General features: G+C 72.2%; 23 protein-coding genes. 16 read left to right on the top strand and 7 right to left on the bottom strand.

Features of this window, described 5'->3' with window-relative positions; translation table 11 throughout:
- Positions 1-516 precede the first annotated feature (516 nt).
- Entirely contained in the window at positions 517-828 is a 312-nt protein-coding gene (locus tag ACGFWI_RS22725; RefSeq protein WP_393907806.1) for a hypothetical protein, read from the top strand.
- Between the two features lie 66 nt (positions 829-894).
- Here the strand turns inward: ACGFWI_RS22725 and ACGFWI_RS22720 are convergent, their stop codons facing one another.
- Entirely contained in the window at positions 895-1,512 is a 618-nt protein-coding gene (locus ACGFWI_RS22720) for a TetR/AcrR family transcriptional regulator (RefSeq protein WP_393907805.1), read from the bottom strand.
- Between the two features lie 496 nt (positions 1,513-2,008).
- On the opposite strand from ACGFWI_RS22720, the gene ACGFWI_RS22715 reads away from it, so the two are divergent.
- On the top strand, positions 2,009-3,712 hold the full coding sequence (locus ACGFWI_RS22715; protein ID WP_393907804.1) for an FUSC family protein: 1,704 nt from the start codon (positions 2,009-2,011) through the stop codon (positions 3,710-3,712).
- An 82-nt stretch (positions 3,713-3,794) separates the two neighbouring features.
- Complete coding sequence (locus tag ACGFWI_RS22710; protein WP_393907803.1) at positions 3,795-4,301, top strand: MarR family winged helix-turn-helix transcriptional regulator; 507 nt, start codon at positions 3,795-3,797, stop codon at positions 4,299-4,301.
- A 392-nt stretch (positions 4,302-4,693) separates the two neighbouring features.
- Here the strand turns inward: ACGFWI_RS22710 and ACGFWI_RS22705 are convergent, their stop codons facing one another.
- Entirely contained in the window at positions 4,694-5,764 is a 1,071-nt protein-coding gene (locus ACGFWI_RS22705) for a WD40/YVTN/BNR-like repeat-containing protein (RefSeq protein ID WP_393907802.1), read from the bottom strand.
- A 522-nt stretch (positions 5,765-6,286) separates the two neighbouring features.
- Between ACGFWI_RS22705 and ACGFWI_RS22700 the strand changes: the two genes are divergently transcribed.
- On the top strand, positions 6,287-6,700 hold the full coding sequence (locus tag ACGFWI_RS22700) for an SsgA family sporulation/cell division regulator (RefSeq protein ID WP_393907801.1): 414 nt from the start codon (positions 6,287-6,289) through the stop codon (positions 6,698-6,700).
- 150 nt (positions 6,701-6,850) lie between these two features.
- On the opposite strand, the gene ACGFWI_RS22695 is transcribed toward ACGFWI_RS22700, so the two are convergent.
- Positions 6,851-7,513, bottom strand: coding sequence for a TetR/AcrR family transcriptional regulator (locus tag ACGFWI_RS22695; RefSeq protein WP_393907800.1), 663 nt, complete (start codon positions 7,511-7,513; stop codon positions 6,851-6,853).
- Between the two features lie 131 nt (positions 7,514-7,644).
- On the opposite strand from ACGFWI_RS22695, the gene ACGFWI_RS22690 reads away from it, so the two are divergent.
- The 3 genes from ACGFWI_RS22690 (at position 7,645) to ACGFWI_RS22680 (ending at position 10,567) form a co-directional block, all read left to right on the top strand.
- On the top strand, positions 7,645-8,163 hold the full coding sequence (locus tag ACGFWI_RS22690; RefSeq protein ID WP_393907883.1) for a PH domain-containing protein: 519 nt from the start codon (positions 7,645-7,647) through the stop codon (positions 8,161-8,163).
- The gene (locus ACGFWI_RS22685; RefSeq protein ID WP_393907799.1) at positions 8,160-9,809 is read left to right on the top strand and encodes a PH domain-containing protein; all 1,650 of its coding nucleotides are present in this window, start codon (positions 8,160-8,162) and stop codon (positions 9,807-9,809) included. The genes ACGFWI_RS22690 and ACGFWI_RS22685 overlap by 4 nt, the downstream gene beginning before the upstream one ends.
- A gap of 344 nt (positions 9,810-10,153) precedes the next feature.
- On the top strand, positions 10,154-10,567 hold the full coding sequence (locus ACGFWI_RS22680; RefSeq protein ID WP_393907798.1) for an SsgA family sporulation/cell division regulator: 414 nt from the start codon (positions 10,154-10,156) through the stop codon (positions 10,565-10,567).
- 157 nt (positions 10,568-10,724) lie between these two features.
- On the opposite strand, the gene ACGFWI_RS22675 is transcribed toward ACGFWI_RS22680, so the two are convergent.
- The gene (locus ACGFWI_RS22675) at positions 10,725-11,498 is read right to left on the bottom strand and encodes a polysaccharide deacetylase family protein (protein ID WP_393907797.1); all 774 of its coding nucleotides are present in this window, start codon (positions 11,496-11,498) and stop codon (positions 10,725-10,727) included.
- 145 nt (positions 11,499-11,643) lie between these two features.
- On the opposite strand from ACGFWI_RS22675, the gene ACGFWI_RS22670 reads away from it, so the two are divergent.
- From ACGFWI_RS22670 to ACGFWI_RS22655, 4 genes are all read left to right on the top strand, one after another.
- Positions 11,644-12,351, top strand: coding sequence for a response regulator (locus ACGFWI_RS22670; RefSeq protein WP_393907796.1), 708 nt, complete (start codon positions 11,644-11,646; stop codon positions 12,349-12,351).
- Positions 12,348-13,952 (top strand): ATP-binding protein, encoded by a 1,605-nt coding sequence (locus ACGFWI_RS22665; RefSeq protein ID WP_393907795.1) that lies wholly within the window; start codon positions 12,348-12,350, stop codon positions 13,950-13,952. Before ACGFWI_RS22670 ends, ACGFWI_RS22665 begins: the two co-directional genes overlap by 4 nt.
- Positions 13,949-14,632, top strand: a complete 684-nt coding sequence (locus ACGFWI_RS22660; RefSeq protein WP_393907794.1) for a hypothetical protein — start codon at positions 13,949-13,951, stop codon at positions 14,630-14,632. Before ACGFWI_RS22665 ends, ACGFWI_RS22660 begins: the two co-directional genes overlap by 4 nt.
- Positions 14,633-14,750: 118 nt before the next feature.
- Positions 14,751-15,152: a DUF1992 domain-containing protein gene (locus tag ACGFWI_RS22655; protein WP_393907793.1), complete on the top strand. Its 402-nt coding sequence runs from the start codon at positions 14,751-14,753 to the stop codon at positions 15,150-15,152.
- 52 nt (positions 15,153-15,204) lie between these two features.
- On the opposite strand, the gene ACGFWI_RS22650 is transcribed toward ACGFWI_RS22655, so the two are convergent.
- A complete protein-coding gene (locus ACGFWI_RS22650; protein WP_393907792.1) occupies positions 15,205-16,485 on the bottom strand; it encodes a DUF4185 domain-containing protein in 1,281 nt (426 codons plus the stop codon).
- Between the two features lie 221 nt (positions 16,486-16,706).
- Here ACGFWI_RS22650 and ACGFWI_RS22645 point away from each other — a divergent pair, with 221 nt between their 5' ends.
- From ACGFWI_RS22645 to meaB, 3 genes are read left to right on the top strand one after another with little or no spacing between them, the layout of a single operon-like run.
- Complete coding sequence (locus tag ACGFWI_RS22645; RefSeq protein WP_393907791.1) at positions 16,707-18,617, top strand: methylmalonyl-CoA mutase family protein; 1,911 nt, start codon at positions 16,707-16,709, stop codon at positions 18,615-18,617.
- Positions 18,617-20,848 carry a methylmalonyl-CoA mutase gene (gene scpA, locus ACGFWI_RS22640; RefSeq protein WP_393907790.1) on the top strand — a complete coding sequence of 744 codons (2,232 nt, stop codon included), beginning with the start codon at positions 18,617-18,619 and terminating at the stop codon, positions 20,846-20,848. Before ACGFWI_RS22645 ends, scpA begins: the two co-directional genes overlap by 1 nt.
- A gap of 10 nt (positions 20,849-20,858) precedes the next feature.
- Entirely contained in the window at positions 20,859-21,866 is a 1,008-nt protein-coding gene (gene meaB / locus ACGFWI_RS22635; RefSeq protein WP_393907789.1) for a methylmalonyl Co-A mutase-associated GTPase MeaB, read from the top strand.
- Between the two features lie 119 nt (positions 21,867-21,985).
- Here the strand turns inward: meaB and ACGFWI_RS22630 are convergent, their stop codons facing one another.
- On the bottom strand, positions 21,986-22,930 hold the full coding sequence (locus ACGFWI_RS22630; RefSeq protein ID WP_393907788.1) for a LysR family transcriptional regulator: 945 nt from the start codon (positions 22,928-22,930) through the stop codon (positions 21,986-21,988).
- A gap of 112 nt (positions 22,931-23,042) precedes the next feature.
- Positions 23,043-23,549, bottom strand: coding sequence for an ATP-binding protein (locus tag ACGFWI_RS22625; protein WP_393907787.1), 507 nt, complete (start codon positions 23,547-23,549; stop codon positions 23,043-23,045).
- Between the two features lie 195 nt (positions 23,550-23,744).
- Between ACGFWI_RS22625 and ACGFWI_RS22620 the strand changes: the two genes are divergently transcribed.
- Together ACGFWI_RS22620 and ACGFWI_RS22615 are read left to right on the top strand one after the other, a co-directional pair.
- The gene (locus ACGFWI_RS22620; RefSeq protein ID WP_393907786.1) at positions 23,745-23,987 is read left to right on the top strand and encodes a DUF397 domain-containing protein; all 243 of its coding nucleotides are present in this window, start codon (positions 23,745-23,747) and stop codon (positions 23,985-23,987) included.
- A 111-nt stretch (positions 23,988-24,098) separates the two neighbouring features.
- Positions 24,099-25,007: a helix-turn-helix domain-containing protein gene (locus tag ACGFWI_RS22615; RefSeq protein ID WP_393907785.1), complete on the top strand. Its 909-nt coding sequence runs from the start codon at positions 24,099-24,101 to the stop codon at positions 25,005-25,007.
- The last annotated feature ends 140 nt before the right edge of the window (positions 25,008-25,147 follow it).

Below are 25,147 nucleotides of genomic sequence, written 5' to 3'. Positions count from 1 at the left end.
GACAGCCGAGAATCGACACCAGGCAGCCGGGTCGGCAGTCGGCAACGGGAGCGGCCACCGCGCCCCCGCGGGGTAGCCGTCCGGTCCGGCCTGCTCCGACCCCAGCCGGCCCGGCCCGCTGGGCCTGTCTCGCCCGACCCGACCCGCTCGCGCCACGGTCGGTTCCGCCCGGCCCGCTCGGTCGGTCCGGCACGGTCGGTCCGTCCGGCACGGTCGGTCCCGCTCGGCCCGTCCCGCTCAGCCCGTCTCGCGCGGTCCGTGCCTCTCGGCCGGTTCCGCCCGTCCCGGTTCGGCTTGGCCGGCTCCGCCCAGCCCGGCCGGCTCCCCCCAGCCCCGTTCGGCTCGGCCGGTTCCACCCGACACGGTTCCGAAAGGGCTGCTCTTATGTCGCGCTTGTGTCCCCGTGTGGCCCCCGGGGCTGATTTTCCTTGGGCGGGTATGGACAATGGGGAATGAACGTGCGAACCCAGCGTGGGCTTCGCGGGGGAATCCAAGTTTTCCAGCGGGGGAGATTACGTGCGGAAGATCATGGCCATAGCGCTGGCAGCGGTGGCGTGCAGCGCCTCTCTGACAATGACCAGCGCCTCGACCGCGGCCGCGGCCGACCGGGCGCCGCACTGCGTGGTGGTGCGGAAGTACTTCAACAAGGGCCACCAGCGCTACGTCCGCATGACGAATCTGTGCAGCCAGCGGACCGCATGCTTCACCATCGTCGTCCCACATCAGCGCGACCCCCACGGCAGCCTGCCGAAGGGTGCGACGAAGGACGTCCGCTACGGCACGACCTGGGCGTCGCGGGCCCTGTACGTGCGGAACACTTCCTGCTGAGCGGCCGCCGGTAGGGCGCTGGAGCTTGACCGGTACGTCCCGGGCTGCGCCCCCTGCCGGGTCGGGTCAGGCGCGTACGGCGATACCGTCCAGCACCATGGAGAGGTACTGGCGAGCGATCTCCTCGGGACTGTGCTGTCCGCCCGGCCGGTACCAGCTCGCCGCGACCCAGACGGTGTCGCGGACGAAGCGGTAGGTGAGCCGGATGTCGAGGTCGGCTCGGAAGACTCCGTCGGCCACGCCTCGTTCCAGTGTGCCCAGCCAGGCCTTTTCGAACTTCTGCTGGGAGTCGGCGAGATAGCCGAAGCGGGGCTGGACGGCGAGGTGCCTGGACTCCTTCTGGTAGATGGCGACGGCCGCGCGGTGCCGGTCGATCTCCCGGAAGGACTCGGTGACCAGGGCTTCGATGGTCTCTCTGGGGCCGAGCCCGGCGGCGAGTACGGCGTCATAGCCGTCCCACAGCTCGGTCAGGAAGCTGGACAGGATCTCGTCCAGCATCGATTCCTTGGAATCGAAGTGGTAGTAGAGGCTGCCCGCGAGCATCCCCGCCTCGTCCGCGATGCGGCGGACGGTGGTGGCGTTGTAGCCGTGTGCGGCGAATACCTCCGCCGCGATGTTGAGCAGTTCGCGGCGGCGCTCCGGTGACGCGTTCGCGGTCGTCGTCTTCTTCTTGGCGGCTGGCACCTGGCTATTGTGGCCCCCTCTGCCAGTTCCCTCCCGCCCCACGCTGCCGCCCTTGGCTGGGGGCCCTGCCGGCACCCCGCACCGCCGCGTCTCCCGTCGCCTCCGCCTCCGCCTCCTCACCACCTCCCTCTGCGTCGCCCCGCTCCCGTCCTCTCCGCCGTCCCCTTTTGCCTTCTTTGCTGCGAGGCCGGGTCCGACCGCAGTCGTCCCTGCACGGCCTGGTTCCGGCTGCCGTCGTCCTTGCACGGCCGATTCCGACTGCCGTCTCCCTTGAACGGCCCGGTTGCCGTCTTCCTTACATGGAGCCCGGTTCGCGGTTCCTTGCGCGGCTCCCTGCCCCCCGGGCGCGACCGGCGCATATTTGGCACGTAATTTCACGAGTAAAACACCTGCTAATCTTCTCGTCATGGGGAAACATGCCAGGTCGTCCGCGAAAAGCGCGCGCATCGCGCCGGGAAGCGCGGTGCGCGCCAGGCCCTTGCCCATCAGGAGCACCGTGCGACTGCGCCGGCCCGTCGATATCTGGCACAAACCGGCACTCAGCGCGGTGGCGGCGCTGGCGATCCCCGATCTTGCGTTGTGCGCCGTGGGCCGGCTGGATCTAATCCTGTACACCTCGGCCGGCGCGATGTGCGCCCTGTACGCGCACGGTCTGCCGTACGCCGCCCGCGCCCGCACCCTGTCGTGGGTGGTGCTCGGAATGGTCGCCGGCCTCGGCATCGCGCTGACCGCCGCCTCGCTGACCACCTCGACCGCGCTGCTCGTCGTGTTCGCCTCGCTGATGGCCGCGGTCCACAAGATGGTCTGTGATGCCACGCGTATCGGCCCGCCGGGGAATCTCATCCTGACGTTCATCGCCGCCTCGGCCTTCTTCGTGCCGCAGCGCCTCGGCGAGGTGCCCCTGCACATGGCGCTGGCGCTCGGCGCCGGAGGACTCGCCTGGCTGGTCTGCATGGCACCGGCGCTGAGACGCCCGCAGGGGCCGGAGCGGATCGCCGTCGCTCGCGCGCTGGAGGCCGCGGTGGCGCTGCTGCGTACGGACCCGGGCTCCGCCGGCGTGGAACCGGCCGGCATGGAGCCCCCCGGTATGGAGCCCCCCGATGTGGCGCACGCACGCCATACCGCTGCGGCCGCCGTGAACGTCGCCTGGCACACACTGTTTCTGGTCACGGCGCGCACCCCGGCGAGGGCCGCCGCGCAGGCAGGGCTCGAACGACTGCTGGTGCGGGCCGAGTCAGTGCTGGGACACGATGCCCGGTCCGCGGCGGCCGAAGCCGAGCGGCTCGGCGCCTGGGCGCGTGAGCTGCGTAGCGGGCGGCCGCTGCCCCGGGTTGTCCTCTCGGCCGCCCAGGCCGAGGAGCTGGTGGGCGTCGCTGACGAGGCGCGGGAGCCGCGGCGGCCCGCGCCCGGTCGTCCGCGCGGGGCACGGGCGGTGCTCGCCCGGCTCGCGCCCGGGTCACCGCTGTTGCCCATCGGCGCGCGGGTCGCCGTCGGGTGTGTGCTGGCGGGCTGGGGATCGATGGCCGTCGGCGTCGGGCACCCGTATTGGGCCGTGGTCACCGCGGCCTCGATCTACCAGGCCAACACCACACTCTCCTGGCAGCGGGCGCTGCAACGGACCCTCGGCAATCTGCTCGGTCTGCTGCTCTGCACCGCGCTGCTGCCGCTGATGCACCTCGGGGAGCTCGCGATGATCGCGCTGGCGCTGGCCTTCCAGTTCGGCGCGGAGGCCTGCATCACCCGTAATTACTGGCTCGGCTCGGTGTGCGTCACACCGATGGCGCTGCTGCTGACCGAATTCGGCAATCGGCTGCCGGCCGGCACGCTGATCGCCGACCGCTGGATCGACACCGTGATGGGCGCGGCGGTGGGGCTGGCCTGCTGCGTCCTGGTCACCAACCGGCGGGCCGCCGACCGTATCGAGGTCGCCCTCGGGCGGGTTGCGGCCGCGGAGGCCAGCGCCTTGCGGCTGCTCGCGGCGGGGACCGCACCCGGTGCGGACGGTGCCCGGGAGACCGGCTGGGCCCGTGACCGGCTGGCCGGGGGGCTGGTCGAGCTCCGCGAAGCCGTGGAGGTGGCGGCCGGCGAGTGGTGGCAGCGCGCCCTTCCCGAGGAGCGGATCGCCCATGCCGAGCAGCAGGGGCACCGCGCGCTGGCCGGGCTCGTCCGGCAGCTCTCGGCACCGGTACCGGCCGCCTGACCCGCGCGCCCGCCCGGCGCGGCGGCCCGCACCGCGGCAGGCACAATTGGGGGCGTACGACATGGCCGAGAGGAGTGTGCGGGTGACCGAGGACATCGTCGCGGGGGTGCTGCGCCAGTGGCAGCAGGTGCACCCAGGGCTGGACACCAGCCCGATAGCGGTGATCGGGCGGCTCAACCGCTGTTCCGCACTGCTGCAGCAGGCGGCCGATGCTCCACTACGGACGGCCGGACTCACCCGTCCCGAGTTCGACATCCTCGGCACCTTGCGCCGGATGGACCGTGAGCTGACCCCCGGGCGGGTGGCCCGCGAGACCTTTGCGTCCGGCGCCGCGGTGACCAAACGCGTACGGCAGCTGGAGGAGCGCGGACTGATCGCCCGCCGCCCCGACGGCCGGGACCGCCGCGTCGCACATCTCTCGCTCACCGACGAGGGACGCGAGATCATCGACCGGCTGCTGCCCGAACAGCTGCGGTACGAGGCGGCGCTGCTCGACGGCATCGGCGATCAGCGTCAGGAGGAACTCTCCGCGGCGTTGGGCGAGTTGCTGGTGGTACTGGAGGGAAGGCTCGGCAGCCTGATGGAGTGAGGACGGCGATCCGGGGTGGGAGAGCGGCCCGGTGAAGCGGAGAGCCGCCGCATGCGGACAGCGGCCCGGTGAAGCGGAACCCCCACACGGCCCACGGCCCACGGCCCGGTGAAGCAGAACCACGTCCGGTGAAGCGGCCCCCCACACACGGACCGCGCCCCTCAACGCGAACCGCGAACCCGGCCGACGCAGGCCGTCAGCCGGCCCGGAACCACGTCCGTCCGCCACCCCGGCCTGCCCGGCCCCTTCCTCAGCCCGCTCTTCGACTCACCAGGCTCCCTCGGCCCCTCCACCGCCCGTCACCGTGCGCCGGGCTGCCTTTGCGCCTGCGCCGTCCGCCGACGTCGCCCGTGCCGTCAGGCCCGACGCCAGGCTCGACGTCAGACCCGCCGTCACGGCTCCAGCCGTGCGATCCGCCCCTGCTCGCCCGCGGCCCAGCAGCCCAGGTCAGGGGCGCAGTCGACGGTGTCGTACGAACCCTTGTCGAAGGTGTGCCAGGTGTGGCCGCCGTCGAGTGTCAGATCGCTGCCGGACGGGCCGACCGCCACGGCGAGGCGCCGGGAGTGCGGGAGCCAGGCGGCGCCGGAGCGGTAGGCCTTGGGGGGTTCGGCGGCCGGGGTCCAGGTGGCGCCGGCGTCATCGCTGACCGCGGCGGCCCGCGGCGAAGGCTGGTCGGGGCGGTAGTCGCCGCCGACGGCGAGGGCGTGGGTGCGGTCGCGGACGGCGAGCGCGAAGACGCCACGGGCCGGGTCACCCGCCGGTATGGGGGTGTCGGTGACCGACCAGGTGCGGCCGCGGTCGGCGGTGTGCAGGACGCGGGAGGTGGCCGCGCCACCGGTCGCGATCCAGGCATCACGGCCGCCGGCGGAGACCAGGCACTGGCCACTGGCGGCGAACGCGGCTTCGCCCTTCTGGGCCGGCGGCATGCCCTTCGACGGCAGTACGCGCCAACTGCGGCCGCCGTCCGTGGTGGACAGGATGCGGTACTTGCCGTCGACGGGATCGCTGAGTGCGATGCCATGCCGGCGGTCGAAGAAGGTCAGGCAGTCGTAGAAGGCACGAGGATCGGTGTTGCGGAAGCTTTCGGTCCAGGTGGCGCCGGCATCGTCGGTGCGGAAGACCCGCGAGGCCTCCCCCTCGCCGATCGCGAGGACGACCGCGCGACGTGCGTCGAGCGCCTCGATGTCGCGGAACTCCAGCGCCCCGGCACCGGGTGGGGAGATGTCGCTCCAGTGCTTGCCGCCGTCGTGGCTGCGCAGCACGGTGCCCGCCGTACCGGCGACCCAGGCGGTCGTACGGCTGACGGTCGCCAGGCCGCGGAAACGGGCGGTGCTACCACTGTCCTTGAGCCGCCAGCCGGCGTGCGGGACGGTGAGCGATGCCGCCGATACCGGCTCGCCGGCTGAAGCCGGTGCCGCCGGGAGCGAACTCGCCCCCGCCGCGGCCGCCGGCCCGGCTGCCATCGCGGCGAACGCCGCCGCACCGGCGGCCAGCGCCGTCCGCTGCCGAGCCCTGCGGGTGCGCAGTGCCCGTCTCGTGTCCCTGTCCGAGTCCCCGCACAACAAGCGCCCCGTGCGCCGCAATCGCCCCACCCCGCTCTGGTTGTGGGCTGGAAGCTAGCCCAGCCCGACCGCGCCGTCCAGACCACCGCCCACCGCCGCCGACGCCACCGCCCACCCCGCTCCCGCTCCCCGGGATCGGCAACCGGCAACCGGCAACGAGAACCCTCGGCAACAAGAGCCCTCGGCGGCCCGTGAAGTCGGGATCACGGCGCAGCGACCGCACGCCGACACGCCTGACGACCCATCACATCAAGCGTCCGACGGCCGATCACTCACTCCGGGCGCACAAGAAAGAGGGCATATACGCATATTCAAAGGCCCGTGATGCACGTCACGTAGGAATCCAATGCACCTGGCACGACGGCCTACGCGTCCTAGTGACCAAAGGCCCAACGATCCGCACCGAATGCAAGGGAGCCGGCGATGTCCAGCGTCATCGAACAAGCCGTTCAGGCCCGTCTCATCGCGACCGCTCCCCGGTCGCAGGTGATTCCGGCGAGCCTGCGTTATGACCGTGCCGATCCGTTCGCGGTGCGTTTGGTCTTTCCGCCCGCCGCGTCGCTGGACGGGGCGGAGGTGGTGTGGACGTTCGGGCGGGATCTGCTGGAGGAGGGCCTGTACGGGCCGGCCGGGTCGGGCGATGTGCAGATCTGGCCGTACGACGCCGAGGCCGTGGTGGTGGAGTTCCACGCCGTCGGAGGCATGGCGGTGGTGCAGTTCGACACCCGGGAGCTGCGGACCTTTCTGACCCGGTCGTACCAGGTCGTCGCGCAGGGCGATGAGGCGGGACATCTGGATGTCGAGGCCGATCTCGCCGCTCTGTTGCGCGAGGCATAGGGCTCGCCCGTGAGGGCGGAGGTGCGGGCGCCGAGGGTGAGGGGCGCTCCACCGCGGCGGTGGCACCGGTCAGTTCGGGTGCGCGTTCCGCTCACGCCCGCTCCGCCGCCGGTGCCGGGCGGCCACCGGCGGACGAAGGCGGCGCCTGGCCTACCCGGACGCGGCTGCCGCAGCGGACCCGATGCCGGGCGGCGCCGGTGTGTCCGCCGGGCGGCCCGCCCCGAAGAGGTGCGCCAGCTGCAGATCCAGCAGCCGTAGCGCGGTCCCGGGGTCGTGCACACCCAGCAGGACGTAGGTGGCGAGCCCGTCAGCCATGCTGATCAGCAGCATCGCCTCGTCCTCGGTGGCGCGTTCCGGCGGCAGCTCGCCACGGTCCGCGGCCAGCCGCAACTGGTCGGCGAAGAAGGCGCGGAGCTGGGGGATGCCGTTCTCGGCCTCGGCGCGCAGGGTCTCGTCGTGCACGGCGCGGGCGAAGTAGGCGGCGCCGACCAGCAGTCCGGTACGGCTCCTGTCATCCAGCGGCAGCATGCCCGACAGGCAGGCGCGCAGTACCTCACGGGGCGTCGGCTCCTCGGTCAGCGCCTCGATGCGGGTGCGGATCCGGTCCGCGGCGAGCCGGTTGATGTGCCGCAGGGCGAAGAGGAGCATCTCGTCCCTGGTGCGGAAGTAGTGCTGCAGGCGGCCGAGCGAGATCCCGGCCTCCGCGGCGACATCGCGCAGGCTCGCGCCGTCCAGCCCGCGGGTGCTCGCGATCCGCCAGAGCGCCTCGGAGATCTCCTGGCGCCGGGCTTCGTGGTCCACCTTCTTGGGCACGGATGACCTCCCTCTGCAGTGCGCGACCCCTGTCGCGGCTCCGGCTCGGTTCCCGGCCCGCTTTTACAAGTCGCTTGTACCGTTATAACGTATCGCTACTCAATACGCTTGACTTGGAAACCGGTGACCTGATGCCCGAGCACGCCGCCCCCCTGCTGCGCCCACCCCGCCATCGAGTCGATCCGCGGGCCCGCCGCTGGTGGACCGTCCAGGCGCTGCTGACACTCAGCGGTCCGATGCTGCTCACCGCACTCGCCATGGCGGTCCTGTCGCTTCTCTTCTTCCCGGGCGCGCTGCCGTGGCTGGGCCCGTTGCTGCTGGTCGTGCTGGTGCTGCCGGCCGTCGGCTATCTCGTGGTCATGCCGCGGTGGCGGTATGCGGTGCACGCCTGGGAGCTGGGCGGGAGCGCGGTCTACGCGGCGGGCGGCTGGTTCTGGCAGAAGCGACGGATCGCGCCGCTGACCCGGGTGCAGACGGTGGACACCGTGCGCGGGCCCCTGCAACGGCGGTACGGGCTGGCGACGGTGACCGTCACCACCGCCTCCACCGCGGGCGACATCAAGATCGCGGGGTTGTCCGACGCGGACGCCGAGGAGCTGTCCCGACGGATCGGCGAGGCGGCGCAGGACGTACCGGGTGATGCCGCATGAGCGCGCCACGAAAGCCCGAAGTACCGGGCATGGACCGTGACATACCGGGTGCGCCTGCCATCACCGCGTCCGGAACGGCCCAGTGGCGGCGGCTGGATCCGCGCACGCTTCTGGTGCACTGCGGATGGATGGCGGCACCGCTCGGTTCGCTGGCGCTGACGGCGCTGGCCACCGGAGGCCGGATCACCACCGGGGCCTGGGTCACACTCGCCGCCATCGCCGTCTCGTTCGCCGTCGTCACCACGATCGGCCTGATCCGCTGGGCCCGTACGGAGTTCCGTGTCGCCCTCCACGGGAGTCCGGACGCGGGCGCTGCCGACGGCGGCCACGGGCACGCCTCCCTCACCCTCGACATACGCAGCGGGCTGCTGACCCGGCGGCTGCGCAGTGTGCCGCTGCACCGCATCCGCACCGTCGATCTGACCGCGTCACCGCTGCACCGGCTGCTGGGGGTCACCGTGCTGCGGGCCGGCACGGCGGGCTCGGGGGACGGCCGCAGCGAACTGTCGCTGGAGGCACTCACGGTCCCGGAGGCGGAACGGCTGCGCGCCGAACTGCTCGCCCACGCGGATGCCGAGGCGGCCACGAACGACCCCGTGGTGGCCCGGATCAGCTGGCGCTGGCTGCGGTATGCGCCGCTCACCTTCTGGGTCATCGGCGGGGTGTTCGTGGTGGCCGGTTCGGCCTACCGGGTCCTGGACGGCATCGGCATCAAGGCCTGGAAACTCGGCTTCGTCCAGCGCGCGTTCACCGAGTTCGGCGCAAGCGCCCTCTGGCTGACGGTCCCGGCGGCGCTGCTCGTCATCCTCGCCCTCGGCTCGGTCGGCGCCGTCGCCCTGTACATCGAGAACTGGTGGAACTACTGCCTGGAGTGGACCGACACGCGCACGCTGCGGGTGCACCGTGGCCTGTTCACCACCCGCTCGGTCACCATCGAACGGGCGCGGCTGCGCGGGGTGTTGCTGCGCGAACCGCTGCTGCTGCGGGCCGGTGGCGGGGCGCTGGTGCGCGCGGTGGCGGGCGGTCTGGGCAACCGTGAGGAGAACCGCAAGCGCAGCGGGCTGCTGCCCCCGGCACCCCGCCCGGAGGCGCTGCGGGTGGCGGGCGGCGCCCTGCGGTCGCCCTTCCCGGGGAGCGCGTCACCGGCGGCGCTGACACCGCACCCCCGTGGCGCCCTTCGCCGGCGCCGGGTGCGCGGACTGCTGTGGGCGGTACTGCCCGGCACCGCCGTCCTCGCCGGTCTCGGCGCGGCGTTCACCCCCGTGCTGCTGCACTGCGCCTGGATCTATGCGGTGGTCACCACGGTGTGCGTGTTGTGGCTGGCCCGGGACGCGTACCGCAGTCTGGGGCACGGCGTACACGGCCCGTATCTGGTCGCCCGCTCGGGCACCTTCAGCCGCGACACCCTCGCCCTCCAGCGCGAGGCCATTGCCGCCTGGACGTTCTCGACCTCGCCGTTCACCCGCAGGGCCGGCCTGGTCACGCTCACCGCCGCGGTCGCGGCGGGCGAGGACGGCTATCGCATCCCGGACCTCGCGGCCACCGAGGCCCCGGCGTTCGCCGCGGCGGCGGCCCCGGGGCTCCTGGAGGAGTTCCTGAGCCACCCCGGGGCGCCGGATCAGCTTCCGGAACAGCGACTGCCGTAGCGGCAGGGGCACTTCACCCGCGGCCTGCGCTGCGCCTGCCGGCCGGATCGTACGCCGTGCCCGCGCCGGTCGCACCACCCTTGACGGCTCGCTCGGAGTGCGGCGGACCCGGTCCGCGGAGGACGGGGCTCCCGGGAGCCGGGCCGGTGCCGAAGGCAGCGCCGCTCGCGACCCGGCGGTCAGGGAGAGGGACAGCTCCGCACCCGCCTCGCGCGGACAGCCGGACAAGCCCTCGACAACATGAGAAACATCACACACATGTCGCGTGCACGGCGAGCGCGGGCACACCGTCCTAATGGACGAGCCATTGCCCAAGACCCGACCGCCGTAAGGGGAGCAGCGCGATGAACACCGTCATCGACCAAGCCGTCCAGGTTCGCCTCATCGCCACCACCTTCGGCCCGCATGCGGTGCCGGCGGTGCTGCACTATGCGCCCGCCGATCCGCTGGCGGTACGGATGTTCTTCCCGCCGGAGATCTCGCTGGACGGCTGCGCGGTGGACTGGGCGTTCGCCCGGGAGCTGCTCGACGAGGGGCTTCGGACACCGGCCGGGCGGGGCGACGTACGGGTGCGGCCGTCCGGCCCGGACCGCACGGTGATGGAGTTCCACGCGCAGGAGGGCATCGCCATGGTCCAGTTGAAGACCTCGGACGTCCGGCTGTTCCTCGCCCGCTCCTACAAGGCCGTGCCCGCGGGCAGCGAGCCGGCGCACCTCGGCATGGACCACGGCCTCGCGGAGTTGTTCGGCGCGGCGTGAGGCCGGCGCGCCGCACACGGTGTGCGGCCGGGGAGGAGGCCGTCGCCCCGGTGAGCCGGGAGACGACGGCACACCCCGGGGCCTGTCCGGCAGGTCGGTGACGGACAGGCCCCGGGGTGTCCGACAGGGCGGTCACCGACCGCGGACAGCTCTCGTCTCAGCGCTTCGGAAACCCGAACCCGTAGCCCTGCTGCTGCATCCACGGCAGCAGCCGGTCCATCGACTCGACGGTCCGGGCGCGGTCGCCGCCGCCGTCGTGGAACAGGACCGTCGGCCCGTTGGGGAGTTCACCGCGCACCGTCGTCTCGATGCCCTCGACGGTGCCGCCCTCGAAGTCCTTGCTGTCGACGTTCCAGCCCAGTGGCCGCATACCGTGTTCCGCGGCCAGCTTCCGGCTGTAGGGCGTGAAGGCGCCGCCGGGGGCGCGGTAGTACTCAACCTGTGCGCCGCCCGCCGCGTCCTCGATCATCTTCTGCGCGTCGAGTATCTGCTGCGACTGATAGCTCTGCGCCTGGTGATCCATACCGGTGTTGTGGCTGACGGTGTGGTCGCAGAGCTTGTGCCCCGCGGCCACCACCTGCTTGACCAGGTCCGGGTGGGCCTTGGCCTGCGGGCCGATCATGCAGAAGACCGCTTTGACGTTGTGCTTCTTCAGCACGGCGAGCACCTTCGGGGTCCAGACCGGGTCCGGGCCGTCGTCGATGGTGATGTTCAGGCTGCGGCCGGGGCGGTCCGAGGCGTGCACGATGGAGGAGTCGACCGGGGCAACAGGGGCCGCCCGCTTGGCCTTGCCGGAGCCGACGCTTTCCGCCTCGGCCTGGGAAGTGGCTCCGAAATTGCCGAAGGCGAGCGTCCCCGCAACCGCGAGTGAAACCACCGCCGCCGCGGCCACTCCGATGATGCCGCCCTCAATACCGAAGCGCCGTGCCATCCCGACCCCGTCCCTACCGTGCTCGTGTGCGTACCGACCGGCGGTGACTGCGTTGCGCACCGCCTTGCACCACGTGAGATGCACCGGAGTCCGGGCAGGCTGCTCCTGTTACGGATCCATCATGAAACTTATTGATACTGGACCCATGCCACGTGTACTTCTGATCGAGGACGACGCCGCCGTACGGGACGGAGTGTCCCTGGCCCTACGGCGGCGCGGCCATGAAGTGGCGGCCGCGGCCAGCGGCGAGGAGGGGCTGGAGGTCCTGCCGGGCTTCCGCCCCGACATCGTGCTGCTGGATCTGATGCTCCCCGGCAAGGACGGCTTCGAGGTCTGCCGGCTGATCCGCACCGAGCGGCAGCTGCCGATCATCATGCTCACCGCCCGTGGCGACGACCTCGATGTGGTGCTCGGCCTGGAGGCCGGCGCCGACGACTACATCGTCAAGCCGGCCCGCGGCGAGGTCCTCGAAGCACGTATGCGCGCGGTGCTGCGCCGTACCGCGCTGCCCGCCGATGGCACACCGGCCGCCGCGGACCCGGGCCCCGCCCCGGTCGAGACCTACGGCGAACTGGCCATAGACCGCGCCGGTCTGGTCGTCGCCAAGGGCGGCCAGGATCTGGCGCTGGCCCCCTCGGAGATGAAGCTGCTGCTGTTCCTGTCCGCCACCCCGGGGCAGGTCTTCAGCCGCCAGCAGCTGCTGGAGCACGTGTGGGAGCACAGCTACCACGGCGATGCGCGGCTGGTCGACGCCTGTGTCATGCGGCTGCGGACGAAAATAGAGGACACCCCGCGCAGCCCCCGTTACGTCCAGACCGTGCGCGGCTTCGGCTATCGCTTCGGACCCCTGTGAAGCGCCCCGGCCGCCGGGTGCCGGCCCTCCCCCGCCTGCGGCCGGGGAACCCCCAGCTGCTGCGGGGTCTGCGGGCCCGGCTCGTCGTGGGGTTCCTGGTGGTGGCCGCCGTCAGCGCACTGACCACCGCTCTGCTGACCTACCAGGAAGCCCGTAACGCCATACTGCAGCGCTCCCAGGACATCGCGGTCAACGACCTGCGGGCGCAGGTGAACTCGCTGGCACCCGAGCTCCCGGTGCCGCCGTCCCAGGCCGATCTGGACTCGCTGCGGGTCCAGCTGGAGCGCTCCGGAAAGTCCCGGGAATGGGATATTTCCGTGCATTACAGCGGCGTACGGGACAGCGGCGAGGGCGGCCTGCGGGGCGATGTCGTGATACCGGCCGGCCTCAAGGCGTCGGTGGAGAAGCGCCATGTGCCGGCCTTCCAGCGGGTGGACCGCGGCGGGAATCCCTGGCTGATGATCGGGATGCCGGTACGGCAGTCCGACGGCCGGGCCTCCGCGCTGACCATCTTTGCGCAACTCCCGCTGAACGCCGAGGAGTCCAACGTCGAGGCACTGGTGAGTGCCGCCCAGCGGGGCGCGCTGCCGGTGCTGGTGCTGACGGTGGTCCTGGCGCTGCTCGCCGCGCGCGGTGTGCTGCGGCCCGTACGGGGTCTGCGGCAGGCCGCCGGTCGGATCGCCGAGGGCAAGCTGGACACCCGGCTGGAGGTCAAGGGCGCCGATGAGATCGCGGATCTGTCCCGGACGTTCAACGACATGGCGGCCCGGCTGGAGGAGAGCATGGCCGAGCTGCGCCGCCTGGAGGCCAACTCCCGGCGGTTCGCGGCCGATGTCTCGCACGAGCTGCGGACACCGCTGGCGGCGATGACCGCGGTCACCGATGTGCTCGACGAGGACGCCGACTCCCTCGACCCCGACACCGCCTCGGCGGTCCGGCTGATCAGCCAGGAGACCGGGAAGCTGGCGCGGATGGTGGAGGACCTGATGGAGGTGTCACGGTTCGACGCGGGGGCCGCGGCGCTCCATCTGGACGAGGTGGATGTCGGCGAGACCATCCGCAAGACCCTGCAGGCCAGGGCCTGGCAGAAGAGGGTGACGGCGGAGCTGCCGGCGGACGTACGGGCCGGACTCGATCCGCGGCGGCTCGATGTCGTGGTCGCGAACCTGGTCGGCAATGCCCTGCACCACGGCGGCGAGCCGGTCCGGGTGCGGCTGCACGTCCCGGAGCCGGGCGCGGACCGGCTGCTGATCGAGATCTCCGACAGCGGCCCCGGCATCGATCCCGAGGTCCTGCCGCATGTCTTCGACCGCTTCTACAAGGCGGACTCCGCCCGCGCGCGCTCGGAGGGCAGCGGCCTGGGCCTGGCCATCGCGCTGGAGAACGTACGGCTGCACGGCGGCTCCATGCGCGCCGCCAACTCCCCCGGGGGCGGTGCGGTGTTCACGGTGGATCTGCCGCTGCGCCACGAGGAGGCGGCCGAGCCGGCGGCCGACGGGAGCGCCGGCCCGCCGGACGACGCATGGGCGGCCGGGGAGCGGACCGCGGACGACGACCGGGGCGGCGTACGCTCCGAAGCCCGGAAAGAGACCCACGCATGAGCGCCATGAACGCCCGGAACGCCCTGCGTACGACGCGTGCCCGGCGGGTGTGGACCGTTGCGCTCACCGGCGCGCTGGCCGGGATCCTCACCGGTGCACTGGCCGGTGCGCTGGCCGGCTGCGGTATCGCGCCCACCGATGTCATCGACGCCGGCGAGCCCGCCACCGGCGTGAAGTCACCGGGCCAGCCCGCGGCCGATGTCCAGCTGTTCTTCTATGGGCCCTCCGGCCTGCGCTCCGCGACCCGGCGGGCGAAGGCGCCGGCCGACCCGGAGCTGGCCATCGAGTTGCTGATGAAGGGGCCGAACCACGCGGAGCGGATGCGCGGGCTGTCCAGCGTGCTGCCGAAGTTCCCCGGCCCGCTGACCGCCGCCACCCGTGTGGGCAGCGTCGTGATCACCCTGCCCATGGACGTCAAGCTGCTGGACTCCGCCTCGCTGAACCAGCTGGTGTGCACCGCGGCCAACGCCCGGGTGCCCGGGAACAGGCCGTCGGGCGAGGTCACCGTGACCCTCGTGAGCAAAACCGTCCGGGTCGGCCCGATGGTGTGCGGTGGCAACAACGCTTTCCCCGTCGTCGAACCGACCCCGACCGGCACCGGCACGGCCGGCCCGAACCGGACCGGCTCGGGCCCGACCGACGCGGGTCCGACCGGCACGCCCCCGGGCACGACGGGCTGACCGGTCCCGGCCCCACGGGCCCGGCCCGAGTTACCGTGGAGACGGGCCGCCGCCCACCCGCACCGCGCCGGAGGAGGAGCGAGCCGGCCGGACGCCGAAACCTCGGGAGACTGACGCGATGACCGAGCGCAAACCCCCCGGTGTCACCTTCGAGACCTGGATCGACAGACAGATCCGCGAGGCGACGGAGCGCGGCGAGTTCGCCGGTCTCTCCGGTGCCGGCAAGCCCCTCCCCCACCTCGACCAGCCGTATGACGAGATGTGGTGGATCAAGGACAAGATGAGCCGGGAGCACCTCTCCTGTCTGCCGCCCGGCCTCGCCCTGCGCAAGGAGGCCGAGGACGCCCTGGAGACGGCGGCCCACGCCCCCACCGAGGCCGCGCTGCGCCGCATCCTGACCGCGGTCAACGATCGGATCCACGCCGCGCTGCGTACGCCTCTCGACGGCCCGCCGCTCCGTCTCGCACCGTTCGACATCGACGAGGAGGCCCGTAAGTGGCGTGCGGAACACGGGAGTTGACACCACACCGCGCGGGGAGCCCGGCCGGTGCGGCGCGCCCGCCGCGCCACCGTCACCGCCCGACGGGCCCGGTCCGCACCCGCAGGAACCGCGGCCGGTAGAGCTCCACATCGCCGTTGAGCCGGGGATCGGCCGGGACGCCGGGCGGACCGAGCCAATTGATGTCGTAGCTGAGCAGAAACTCCCCGTTCGCGGTGAATTCGGGGTGTATCTGGGGGTTGTAGGCGGCGACATACTGCGGGTCGGCGGCCGGCGGGCGGGGCGGGGTGAGACGGCCGTTCGGCCCGTGCCAGGGGCCGTGGGGTGAGCAGGACCAGTAGGTGGTGATCGCCCGCATCCCGGCCGCGCCGCCGCCCCCGGTGTCCATGGTGAACAGCACCCAGGCCGGACCGTCACGTACGACGGTGAAGGCGCTGCCGACGCCGCGCCGGCCGCCGGCCCGCAGCACCGGCCCGGCCCGCCCGGCCCGCCGCTGCCAGTGGGCGCCGTCCCAGAACCGCCAGCTTCCGCGGTCCGCGAGCCGCCCGCCGGGGACCCGTGCGACATAGGCGCTGGAGGCCGGCGACGAGGGCGGGTCGTCGGCGCCGAAGAGATAGGTCCAGCCGCCGTCGCGGACCGCCGCCGCTCCGTAGAGGACGCGTCGGCCCGGGTCGGCGACGGAGGTCCGGCCGACGGTCTCCGTGATGCCTTCCAGGCGCAGGCCGGGGAGCGACAGCGTGGCCACTTCGGTGGCACGTGGCAGCCCGAAGATCCACGGCCCGGTGCCGGGAGCACGGTTCCACAGCAGCACCCGGACGACCTTCTCGTGTGCGCCGGGCGTACGGGGCTCCACGCTCGCGCGCACCGGCCAGCGCCAGCCGCCGCCGGGCGGGTCGGGGAAGAACGGGCCGGGGGCGGCCGCGGTGCCGCCGGTCAGGGTGCGCTCCAGCCGGCCCGAACGGGACATCACCACGGCGGAGTTGTGCCGCAGGACCGGGGCGCCGCCGCTGTCAGCGGTGCGCCAACGGTGCTTCTCCCCTTGCGGGTTGGGCGGTGACTGGATCCGGTCGAGGAAGGTGTCGGAGAAGAGCCAGAGCGTGCGGCCGTCGGGCAGGCGCACCGAGTGAGTGCCGTCACCGCCGGTCCAGTCGTCCACCCGGGCGTTGTCATCGCCATAACGGGCGAATTCCGCGGTATGCCGGGAATCGGTGGACCAGGAGGCGATCCGGCGCCCGCCGCAGTGCGCGGCGCGGCCGGGAGGAGCGGTCCGTGGCAGCGCCCACAGCAGTACGGCGACGGCGGCGAGAAGCAGAGCGGCGACGGCCGCGGTGCGGATCATCGGCGCCTTGGACATCGCGCTCCTCGGTCGGGTGCCGCACCCACGGTACTGATCCTCCTGACACGGCCCGCGGCAGGCGCATCCCTACGGAAAAAGATGACTCCGCGCCATACGGCCGAACCGCCCCACCTGCCCCTTCCGGCGCATAAATATGAAGATCCATGAGAGGTCAACGAGTGCAACGTCACAGCTGGAGCCCCTGCTCCAGCTAACGGTCGTTCGCCTAGCCTGCTGCCATGACCGCCGAGTCCCCCGAACTCCCCCTGGCCTCCGCCTTCCCCGATGCCGATCGAGAGCAGTGGCAGCTCCTCGTCGAAGGCGTGCTGCGCAAATCGGGCGTCACAGAGGCGACGGGCACCGCCGCCGAGGACGCGCTCGCCACCGATCTGCAGGACGGCATCCGCATCCGCCCGCTCTACACCGCCGAGGACGGTACGGCCGCCCTGGGCCATCCGGGCTTCCCGCCGTTCGTACGGGCCGGCCGGCCCGAGGGCACCACCGTGGCCGGGTGGGACGTACGCCAGCGCCATGTCCACACCGATCCGCAGCGCGCCAATGAATCGGTGCTGGCCGACCTGGAGAACGGCGTCACCTCGGTCTGGCTGACCGTCGGCGACGGCGGGGTGCCGGTGGACGGCCTGGAGCGCGCGCTCGACGGTGTCTATCTGGACCTGGCCGCGGTGGTACTGGACGCGGGCGCCGATTTCCGGCCGGCCGCCGAGGAGTTGCTGCGGCTCTACGCCGCGTCCGGCGCACCGCTGAGCGAGGCGGTCGGCTGCCTGGGCGCCGACCCGCTCGGCCTGCTGGCCCGTACGGGCGACGATGCCAAGCTGCGCCTCCAGTGGGAGTCCGCCGCCCGGCTGGCCACACGCTGCACCACCGAGGCGCCCGGCATCCGGGCGCTGGCCGTCGACGCGCTGCCGTACCACGAGGCGGGCGGCTCGGCCGCCGAGGAGCTGGGCGCCTCGCTGGCCACCGGCGTCGCCTGTCTGCGGCAGCTGACGGACGCCGGTCTCGGTATCGACGACGCCTGCCGGCAGCTGGAGTTCCGCTATGCCGCCACCGCGGACCAGTTCCTGACGATCGCCAAGCTGCGCGCCGCCCGCCGGCTGTGGGCACGGGTCGCCGAGGTGTGCGGGGCCTCGCCCGCCGCGTCGGCGCAGCGCCAGCACGCCGTCACCTCCACGGTGATGATGACCCGTCGGGACCCGTGGGTGAACATGCTGCGCACCACGGTCGCCGGGCTGTCCGCGGGCGTGGGCGGCGCGGACGCGGTGACGGTGCTGCCGTTCGATGCCGCGCTGGGCGTGCCCGATGCGTTCGCCCGCCGGATCGCCCGGAACACCCAGTCCGTGCTGCTGGAGGAGTCGCATCTGTCGAAGGTGATCGACCCGGCGGGCGGCTCCTGGTACGTGGAGAGCCTCACCGACGAGCTGGCCCGTGCGGCCTGGGCCTGGTTCCAGGAGATCGAGGGCGCGGGCGGCCAGGCCGCGGCGCTGCGCTCCGGGATGATCGCCGGCCGGCTGGCCCGCACCTGGGAGCGTCGCGCCGAAGACCTCGCGCACCGGCGCGAACCGATCACCGGCGTCAGCGAGTTCCCCCATCTCGCCGAGCCGCCGGTACACCGCGAGCCGGCACCCGCGCCGATCGGCTGGCGGTCCGCCCGGACGGAGTCCGGGGGAGGGCTGCCGCGGGTGCGCAGGGACGACGACTACGAGCGGCTGCGGTCGCGCTCCGATGCCCGGCTGGCGGCGAGCGGCGCCCGCCCGAAGGTCTTCCTGGCCGCACTGGGCCCGGTCGCGGCCCACACCGCGCGGGTGGCGTTCGCCGCCAATCTGTTCCAGGCGGGCGGCATCGAGACGGTGCAGGAGCCCGCGTCGGTGGACGCGGAGTCGGTGGCCGAGGCGTTCGCCCGCAGTGGCGCAGGCATCGCCTGTCTGTGTTCGAGCGATGCGGTGTACGGCGAGCAGGCGGCGGCCGTGGCGGCCGCGCTGAAGTCGGCGGGGGCGCTGCGGGTGCACCTGGCCGGCAAGCCGGGTGAGCGCCGGGAGGAATTCGTAGCGGCCGGGGTGGACTCCTTCGTCTTCGCGGGCTGCGACGCGGTCGAGGTGCTGTCCTCGGCCCTGGATGTCATGGAGGTGGCGTGATGAACGACACGACACAGCAGACGGGCGCCATCCCGGACTTCAGCACGGTCGAGCTGGGGAAGCCGGTCGCGGCGGACACCGCCGGCGACACCGGGGAGTGGGCCGCGGCCGTGGCGCAGGCCACCGGCAAGGGCGTGGCGGACCTGACGTGGGAGACGCCGGAGGGCATCGACGTCAAGCCGCTGTACACCGAGGCGGACCTCGACGGTCTGGACTTCCTGGGGACGTATCCGGGGATCACGCCGTATCTGCGCGGCCCGTACCCGACGATGTACGTCAACCAGCCCTGGACGATCCGGCAGTACGCCGGCTTCTCCACCGCCGAGGAGTCCAACGCCTTCTACCGGCGCAATCTCGCCGCCGGCCAGAAGGGCCTGTCGGTCGCCTTCGACCTGCCCACCCACCGCGGCTACGACAGCGACCACCCGCGGGTGACCGGCGATGTCGGCATGGCGGGCGTCGCCATCGACTCGATCTACGACATGCGGCAGCTCTTCGAGGGCATCCCGCTGGACAAGATGACCGTGTCGATGACGATGAACGGCGCGGTGCTTCCGGTGCTGGCGCTGTACATCGTGGCCGCCGAGGAACAGGGCGTACCGCCCGAGAAGCTGGCCGGGACCATCCAGAACGACATCCTCAAGGAGTTCATGGTCCGCAACACCTACATCTATCCGCCGCAGCCCTCGATGCGGATCATCTCCGACATCTTCGCGTACACCTCGCAGAAGATGCCGCGCTACAACTCCATCTCGATCTCCGGCTACCACATACAAGAGGCGGGCGCGACGGCCGACCTGGAGCTGGCGTACACCCTGGCCGACGGGGTGGAGTACCTGCGCGCGGGCATGGCGGCGGGCATGGATGTGGACTCCTTCGCGCCGCGGCTGTCGTTCTTCTGGGCGATCGGCATGAACTTCTTCATGGAGATCGCCAAGCTGCGGGCGGCCCGGCTGCTGTGGGCGCGCCTGGTGCAGCGCTTCGAGCCGAAGAACCCCAAGTCCCTGTCGCTGCGCACCCATTCACAGACCTCGGGCTGGTCGCTGACCGCGCAGGACGTGTTCAACAACGTCACGCGGACGTGTGTCGAGGCGATGGCGGCGACCCAGGGCCACACCCAGTCGCTGCACACCAACGCCCTCGATGAGGCGCTGGCCCTGCCCACCGACTTCTCCGCCCGTATCGCCCGTAACACCCAGCTGTTCCTGCAGCAGGAGTCGGGCACCTGCCGGGTCATCGACCCGTGGGGCGGCAGCGCCTACATCGAGAAGCTCACCCACGATCTGGCCCGGCGCGCCTGGCAGCACATCGAGGAGGTCGAGGCGGCCGGCGGGATGGCCAAGGCCATCGACGCGGGCATCCCCAAGCTGCGCGTCGAGGAGGCCGCGGCCCGTACCCAGGCGCGGATCGACTCGGGGCGGCAAGCCCTGATCGGCGTCAACAAGTACCGGGTGGAGACCGACGAGGAGATCGACGTCCTCAAGGTCGACAACTCCTCGGTGCGCGCCCAGCAGGTCGAGAAGCTCCAGCGGCTGCGCGCCGAGCGCGACGAGGACGCCTGCCAGGACGCGCTGCGGGCGCTGACCGCGGCGGCCGAGTCCGGTCCCGGCGAGGGGCTGGAGGGCAATCTGCTGGCGCTGGCGGTGGACGCGGCCCGTGCGATGGCGACGGTCGGCGAGATCTCGGACGCCCTGGAGTCGGTCTACGGACGGCACTCCGGCCAGATCCGTACGATCTCCGGTGTGTACCGAGACGAAGCGGGCCCCTCCTCCGGTGTGGAGCGCACCCGGGATCTGGTGGCCGAGTTCGAGCGCGCAGAGGGGCGCCGGCCCCGGATTCTGGTGGCCAAGATGGGCCAGGACGGCCATGACCGCGGCCAGAAGGTGATCGCCACGGCCTTCGCCGACCTGGGCTTCGACGTCGATGTCGGCCCGCTGTTCCAGACGCCGGCCGAGGTGGCCCGCCAGGCGGTGGAGGCGGACGTCCATATCGTCGGGGTGTCCTCGCTGGCGGCCGGGCATCTGACGCTGGTGCCCGCGCTGCGGGAGGCGCTGGCCGCGGAGGAGCGGGAGGACATCACGATCGTGGTGGGCGGGGTGATCCCGCCACAGGACGTCCAGCCGCTGCGCGACATGGGTGCCGCCGCGGTCTTCCTGCCCGGCACGGTCATCCCGGAGGCAGCGCACGACCTGGTGCGGGACCTGGCCTCGGTCCTCGGCCACGAGCTCTGAGCGGGGGGTCATGCCTGCGACGATCGATGTCGAACGGTACGCCGAGGGTGTCCGCGCGGGCTCCAGGGCCTGGATCGCCCGCGCCGTCACCCTGGTGGAGTCCACCCGCCCCGACCACCGGGTGGCGGCCCAGCGGCTGCTGGTCGAGCTGCTGCCGTACTCCGGCTCGGCCCGCAGAGTGGGCATCAGCGGGGTGCCGGGCGTCGGCAAGTCGACCTTCATCGATGCGCTCGGCTCGCTGCTGACCGGCGCCGGACACCGGGTGGCGGTGCTCGCCGTCGACCCGTCCTCCAGCCGTACCGGCGGCTCCATCCTGGGCGACAAGACCCGGATGGAGCGGCTGGCGACGGACCCGGCGGCGTTCGTCCGCCCCTCCCCCACGTCCGGCACGCTGGGCGGGGTGGCGCGGGCCACCAGGGAGTCCATCGTGGTGATGGAGGCCGCGGGCTACGACGTCGTCCTGGTGGAGACGGTCGGCGTCGGCCAGTCGGAGACCACCGTCGCGGGCATGGTCGACACCTTTCTGCTGCTGACCCTGGCGCGCACCGGCGACCAGCTCCAGGGCATCAAGAAGGGCGTGCTGGAGCTGGCGGACCTGGTCTCCGTCAACAAGGCCGACGGCCCGCACGAGCGGGACGCCCGCTCCGCGGCCCGTGAACTGGCCGGTGCGCTGCGGCTGTTGCAGCCCCCGGACGCGGCCTGGACACCCCCGGTACTGACCTGCAGTGCGCGCGAGGGCACCGGCCTTAAGGGCGTCTGGGAGCGGGTGGAGCAGCATCGCACCCTCCTGGAGTCCACCGGGGCACTCGCCGAGCGGCGCCGCGCCCAGCAGGTCGAATGGACCTGGTCGATGGTGCGTGAGCGGCTGATCGACCGCCTCCAGGAACACCCCGAGGTGCGCCGGCTGGGCCCCGGTGTCGAACGTGCGGTGCGCGACGGCGAGATCACCGCGACGCTGGCGGCCGAGCAACTGCTGGAGGCGTTCGGCCTCGGGAACGGCCTGGCGGGCGAGGCATAGGGGACGGGCGGCCGGGCGAGGTGCCGCCGTACCGGCCCCCGCCCGGCGGCGGGCGGGCATCGCCGGGACCCTGCGCCACGGCCGGCCGCCGCGCCCGCGCCTCCACCGGTCGAGTCCCTCTATCGGACGGACCGCGACGGCTGCCCCACCGAGGGCCCCACCTCCCGTGCCGCAGCGATGCGTTGTCCCCGCTCGGCGAAGTGCGCGACGGCCATGTCACGGAACCGCGCGGCGGCAGTGGAGAGATAGCTGTCCTCGCGCCGGACCAGGCTCAGGGTCCGGACGCAGTCAGGGGTGTCGAGGTGCAGCCAGGCGAGCGGCGCCCGATCGAGATCGGCGCGGGCGAGCGAGGGCATCAGGCCGATACCGAGACCGGCTGCGATCAGGAAGTGTGTGGCGCCCGGCTCATCACCCTCGCAGGAGATGACCGGACGGCGTCCGATCCCGGCGAACAGCCGCTCCAGCAGCGCTCGTTGCCAGTGTCCCGCCCGGGTGGTGATGAAGGGTTCATCGGCGATGTCAGCCACCGTGAGGCGCTCCCGGAAGGCCAGCGGATGACCGGCCGGCACGGCGAGCAGCACCTCCTCGTGCAGCAGCCGCACCGCGCCCAGACCGGGCCCGGACAGCGACTGCGAGGCGAAGCAGAAGTCCACCTCCCGCGCCCGCAGCTGATCCCGCATCACATCAGGTGTGGACTGGGAGCACCGGACGGTGACACCCGGGTGGGCGGCGCGGAATCCGGCCAGCAGTTCGGTGAGGGGCAACAGGGTCTCGGCGGCGACGGCGACACCGCCGTCGTCGAGCCCGGCGGCATCGGCCATCTCCCGGCGGGCGTCGTCCAGTTCGTCCAGCGCACGCTCGACCCGGGCCAGGAACGCGGCGCCATAGCGGTTGAGCCGGATGGTGCGGCCCTGCCGGTCGAAGAGCGGCACGCCCAGCTCGGCCTCCAGCCGGGCGATCGTCCGGCTCACCGAGGGCTGGGCCACCCGGAGTTCCTCGGCGGCCCGGCTGATGTGCTCCCGGCGCGCGACCGCCCGGAAGTAGCGCAGGGACAGCAGATCCATCGGCTTCTCGGGCTTTCCGCTCGGGTGACGGCGACCCGGGAATGGTCACACACGGCAGGACCGCGCGCCGTTCCGCGGGTACGGGCCGGCGCCACGTCCCTACGGGCCTGCCTCAGCCGCGCATCGAGACCGTCGCCCACACCGTCTTCCCGGTCCGGTCCGGCGCCGTCCAGCCCCATGCATCGCTCAGCTGGTCGACGATATGCAGACCGCGCCCGGATTCCGACAGGGCATCCGGGGGCTTGACGACGGGCGCGCCGGGGCCGGCGTCCGAGACCGCACACAGCACCGTGGAGTTCTGCCGGGTCAGGGCGAGCCAGGCATCACAGAAGGGGACGGGTGCGTCGGGGGCACCGCCCTCCCCGGTGGCCTGGGTGCCGTAGCGCAGGGCGTTGCTGACGAGTTCGGAGACCACCAGGGTCACGTCATCGGTCACGTCGGCACACGTCTGCCAGCCGGCGAGAGTCGCCCGGGTGAACCGTCGGGCTTCCGGCACGGTGCGTGCGGAGCCGCTGAGGGCGCAGGCGGCGAAGCCGTCGGGGGAGGGCATCCACCAGTTGTCCTCACACGGTTCATCCCGGAGGGCGTCGTGCACGGTCTCTGCCGGATGTGTGGTCATCAACATCTCCGCGAGGGGGATTTCGGGGCTGGGCCGGACTGCCTCGGAGAGCTAATATCCTCGTCAGCCGTCCCATGATGCAAGTGCATCTGCAATTACATCAGTAAGGACGGCCGCTCAGGGGCTCGTTCACGCCAAGGTGATCGCAGGCTCGGGATCGGTCGGAGGAGAGACCTCCAGCAAGGGAGCAGTGTGATGGAGCCGGTGACCAACGGCATGCAGGCGACCAGCATCGAAGACGCCGTCTGGCGCAAGAGCCGACGCAGCAACCCCAGCGGCAACTGCGTGGAACTGGCCGTCCTTTCGGACGGCGGGGTGGCGGTGCGCAACTCCCGGTTCACCTCGGGTCCGGCGCTCGTCTACACCCGCGACGAGATGGTGGCTTTCGTCCAGGGAGCCAAGGACGGTGACTTCGACGACCTCATCGCCGGCCACTGACGGTGCGCCGCGCAATTGGCGCATATGTCGATCGGGTAGTCGCCCCGGCTGTACGAACCGCGCGGGGCGGTGGGACACTGGGCGCACGCCCGACCACTCTGGGGAGTCAGCATGACCGCCGCGCAGCCGAGCAGCGATCCGTCCCTGCGCCGCTATCTGGAGCATCCGCGGGGCGGTCCGACCGTTCTGCGTATCGTGCTGGGTACCCAGCTTCGCCGGCTGCGTGAAGGGGCGGGCATCACCCGGGAGGCCGCCGGGGACGCCATCCGCGGTTCGCACGCGAAGATCAGCCGCCTGGAGCTCGGCCGGGTGAGCTGCAAGGAGCGGGATGTCGCCGATCTGCTGACGCTCTACCACGTCACGGACGACGCGATCCGCTCCGACTTCCTCAAGCTGGCCCGCAAGACCAGCAGTCCGGGTTGGTGGCATCAGTACAACGATGTGCTGCCCGGCTGGTTCGAGACGCACATCGGTCTCGAAGAGGCTGCCTCGGTGATCCGTACGTACGAAGTCCAGTTCGTGCCGGGCCTGTTGCAGACCCCGGACTACGCCCGTGCGGTGGCGCAGCTCGGTCATCCGCGGTCCTCCCCGGAGGAGATCGATCGGCGGGTGCAGCTGCGCGTGCAGCGTCAGGAGCTGCTGACCGTTCCGGATGCACCGCGGGTATGGGCCGTGATCGACGAGGCGTCGCTGCGCCGTCCGCTCGGCGGCCCGGACGTGATGGCGGGTCAGCTCAGACATCTGTTGAAAATGGCCGAGCTGCCGAATGTCACGCTGCAGATCGCGCCGTTCAGCCTCGGCGGACTGGCGGCGGCCGGTGGTCCGATCACGATTCTGCGGTTCCAGGAGCCGGATCTGCCGGACATCGTCTACCTGGAGCAGCTGACCAGCGCGCTCTATCTGGACAAGCGCGATGATGTCGACCGTTACCTCGCGGTGATGGACCGGCTCAGCGCACAGTCCGAGTCGCCCCGCGAGTCCCTGGCGATCCTGGAGCGGCTGCTCAAGCAGGAGAACTGACGCGCGACACGGCAACGGAGCGGGGGGGGGGGGGGGGGGGGGGGGCGCCCCCCCCCCCCCCCGGGGGGGGGGGGGGCGGCCCCCCCCGCCCCCCCCCCCCCCCCCCAACCACACACACAAGTTGGGGGGGGGGGGGGGCG

Source organism: Streptomyces sp. NPDC048434 (genome assembly GCF_043200375.1).
In the GTDB taxonomy this organism is placed as follows: domain Bacteria; phylum Actinomycetota; class Actinomycetes; order Streptomycetales; family Streptomycetaceae; genus Streptomyces.
This window is presented reverse-complemented; position numbering and strand designations above follow the sequence as displayed.